Source organism: Blautia hansenii (genome assembly GCF_013304445.1).
Taxonomy (GTDB): domain Bacteria; phylum Bacillota; class Clostridia; order Lachnospirales; family Lachnospiraceae; genus Blautia.
This window is the reverse complement of sequence record NZ_JAAITA010000048.1, coordinates 1-3,017: the sequence shown is the minus strand read 5'-3', so window position 1 is coordinate 3,017 and position 3,017 is coordinate 1. Positions and strand designations below refer to the sequence as shown.

The following is a 3,017-nucleotide window of genomic DNA, read 5'->3' as shown; positions in this document are numbered from 1 at the left end:
AGGTCAAGCCCTCGACCGATTAGTAGCAGTCAGCTCCATACATTGCTGCACTTCCACCTCTGCCCTATCTACCTCGTCGTCTTCAAGGGGTCTTACTTCTTCCGAATGGGATATCTCATCTTGAGGGGGGCTTCACGCTTAGATGCCTTCAGCGTTTATCCCTGCCGGGCTTGGCTACTCTGCCATGGCTTTGGCAAACCAACAGATACACCAGCGGCCCGTCCACCCCGGTCCTCTCGTACTAAGGGCAGCTCCTCTCAAATATCCTACGCCCACGCCGGATAGGGACCGAACTGTCTCACGACGTTCTGAACCCAGCTCGCGTACCGCTTTAATGGGCGAACAGCCCAACCCTTGGGACCTACTACAGCCCCAGGATGCGATGAGCCGACATCGAGGTGCCAAACCACTCCGTCGATGTGAACTCTTGGGAGTGATAAGCCTGTTATCCCCAGGGTAGCTTTTATCCGTTGAGCGATGGCATTCCCACTTAATACCACCGGATCACTAAGCCCTACTTTCGTACCTGCTCCACCCGTCGGTGTCGCAGTCAAGCTCCCTTCTGCCTTTGCACTCTTCGAATGGTTTCCGACCATTCTGAGGGAACCTTTGGGCGCCTCCGATACCCTTTCGGAGGCGACCGCCCCAGTCAAACTCCCCGCCTGGCATTGTCCCACCGCCGGCTTACGGCGGCTGGTTAGAAACCCAATACTGCAAGGGTGGTATCCCAACAGCGGCTCCCACACAACTGGCGTCATGTGTTCTCAGCCTCCCACCTATCCTGTACATGCAATACCGAGTCCCAGTACCAAACTGGAGTAAAGCTCCATGGGGTCTTTCCGTCCTGGCGCAGGTAACCAGCATCTTCACTGGTACTTCAATTTCACCGGATGCATTGTCGAGACAGCGCTCAAATCATTACGCCTTTCGTGCGGGTCGGAACTTACCCGACAAGGAATTTCGCTACCTTAGGACCGTTATAGTTACGGCCGCCGTTTACTGGGGCTTAAATTCAAAGCTTCGCCGAAGCTAACCTCTCCTCTTAACCTTCCAGCACCGGGCAGGCGTCAGCCCATATACCTCACCTTTCGGTTTTGCATAGACCTGTGTTTTTGCTAAACAGTTGCTTGAGCCTATTCTCTGCGGCCACATCTCTGTGGCACCCCTTCTCCCGAAGTTACGGGGTCATTTTGCCGAGTTCCTTGACAATGCTTCTTCCGCCGGCCTTAGGATTCTCTCCTCATCCACCTGTGTCGGTTTACGGTACGGGTACAGTACAAACAATAGCGGCTTTTCTCGACGCATGGCTCACATACTTCCCTACTTCTTTTCGGTCCGCTTCACGTCTTCGGGTTGCCACACGGATTTTCCTATGTGACCCCTACCTCGCTTGCACGCGGCTTTCCATTCCGCGCCTATGCTCTCCACACGTGTCCCCACAGTTCTGTCATACTGCAGTACAGGAATTTCAACCTGTTGTCCATCGGCTACGTCTTTCGACCTCGCCTTAGGCCCCGACTTACCCAGGGCAGATCAGCTTTACCCTGGAAACCTTGGATATTCGGCCTAGAGGATTCCCACCTCTATCTCGCTACTCATTCCGGCATTCTCTCTTCCATAAAGTCCACAGCTCCTTACGGTACTGCTTCTTCCCTTATGCAATGCTCCTCTACCAATCCTTTTCAGGATTCCTCAGCTTCGGTGTCGTGTTTCAGCCCCGGACATTTTCGGCGCAGGACCTCTCGACCAGTGAGCTATTACGCACTCTTTGAATGTATGGCTGCTTCTGAGCCAACATCCTGGTTGTCTTCGAAATCCCACATCCTTTTCCACTTAACACGTACTTTGGGACCTTAGCTGGAGGTCTGGGCTCTTTCCCTTTTGACTATCCAACTTATCTCGTATAGTCTGACTCCCGGCAATCAGTTTCATGGCATTCGGAGTTTGATATTCTTCGGTAGGCTTTGACGCCCCCTAGGAAATTCAGTGCTCTACCTCCATAAACCTTTGCCGAGGCTAGCCCTAAAGCTATTTCGAGGAGAACCAGCTATCTCCGGGTTCGATTGGAATTTCTCCCCTATCCACACCTCATCGCCACCCTTTTCAACGGATGTGCGTTCGGTCCTCCATTGCCTTTTACGGCAGCTTCAACCTGGACATGGATAGATCACCCGGTTTCGGGTCTGCACATACTGACTCTGGCCCTGTTAAGACTTGGTTTCCCTACGGCTCCGCACCTTTGGTGCTTAACCTTGCCAGTATGCACAACTCGCCGGACCGTTCTACAAAAAGTACGCGGTTCCTCCAATAATGAGGTTCCACAGCTTGTAAACACAGGGTTTCAGGTTCTCTTTCACTCCCCTCCCGGGGTCCTTTTCACCTTTCCTTCACAGTACTATGCACTATCGGTCACTAAGGAGTATTTAGCCTTACGGGGTGGTCCCCGCTTATTCCCACAAGGTTTCCCGTGTCTCGTGGTACTCTGGATACTGCCATGTCGTCTCTGGTTTCATGTACGGGGCTTTCACCCTCTCTGGCCGGCTTTCCCAAAACCGTTCCATTACCCTTGACGAATCAATCCCGCAGTCCGAACCCCAGCATGCACGCACGCTGGTTTGGGCTCTTTCCCGTTCGCTCGCCGCTACTTAGGAAATCGAGGTTTCTTTCTTCTCCTCCGGCTACTTAGATGTTTCAGTTCACCGGGTTCCCCTCCATACGTTATGGATTGGCGTATGGATACATGAGGTCTTCTCATGTGGGTTTCCCCATTCAGAAATCTCCGGATCATTGGATATTTGCTCCTCCCCGAAGCTTATCGCAGCTTATCACGTCTTTCATCGGCTCTTAGTGCCAAGGCATCCGCCCTGCGCTCTTTCTTGCTTGGCCTCTTCAGATACTATAGCGTTAATATCTGACGGCTTGTTGTTTCTTGGTTTCTCTACTTGCTCGCTGCTTTCGCAGCGCCTCGTTTCGTCTCTATCTCTACGTTTAACGTATTTTAGATGTTTCGTATATGC

1 rRNA gene is annotated in these 3,017 nt (G+C 52.4%); it reads right to left on the bottom strand.

The features are described from left to right. Positions 1–2,886, bottom strand: a 23S ribosomal RNA gene (locus G5A70_RS15375). Positions 2,887–3,017: the final 131 nt, after the last annotated feature.